This is a genomic window from Aeromicrobium sp. PFPM2_SD2 (assembly GCF_057364525.1).
This window is the reverse complement of sequence record NZ_JBNFNZ010000820.1, coordinates 1-537: the sequence shown is the minus strand read 5'-3', so window position 1 is coordinate 537 and position 537 is coordinate 1. Positions and strand designations below refer to the sequence as shown.

Here is a 537-nt window from a genome sequence, read left to right as displayed (position 1 = left end):
CTAAATGGAGATTGGTCAGGACGAACAGTGTTCATCGGACGGTCTTATTCTGATGTCCTACAAGTTCTCACGGTTCCTGATTAAGATTGAAGACGAGAGTGGCACTCAGTCTGAAGACACTGGACGCCTACAACTTCGTCGGGCTTGGGTCAACTACAAGGACACTGGAGCTCTTAGATTCATTGTCAGAAACGGTGAGCGGGAGTTCGTGAACACCTTTAACGGGTACACCCTTGGTCAGCAAACCATCGGGACTACCAACATTGGGGATGGACAGTATCGCTTCGCTATGAATGGTAACGCATTAACCACGAGTCTAACCTTAGAGTCCGACTATCCTACCCCAGTGTCCATCGTTGGTGGGGCTGGGAGGCGTCATACGCTAAGAAAGCTCGTTCAGTCTAACTTATTGAATGGCCTATAGCTTTACCTTAACTATCACTATAGGGACTATAGGCCCTTAAGGTTATAAGGAGACTTTATGTATATTCGCAAGGCTACGGAACCAGATGTCCACTACTTTCTGTGGCATCTTTC

The 537-nt window shown here is 47.3% G+C and carries 1 protein-coding gene; it reads left to right on the top strand.

Annotated elements, in window-relative coordinates:
* The first annotated feature begins 4 nt into the window (after window positions 1-4).
* On the top strand, window positions 5-424 hold the full coding sequence (locus tag AC2W7G_RS18305; protein WP_485869689.1) for a phage nozzle protein: 420 nt from the start codon (window positions 5-7) through the stop codon (window positions 422-424).
* Window positions 425-537: the final 113 nt, after the last annotated feature.

Excerpts from the sequence above, each read along its gene's own strand:
- AC2W7G_RS18305 (WP_485869689.1), top strand. The coding sequence starts at position 5 with ATGGAGATTGGTCAGGACGAACAGTGTTCATCGGACGGTCTTATTCTG.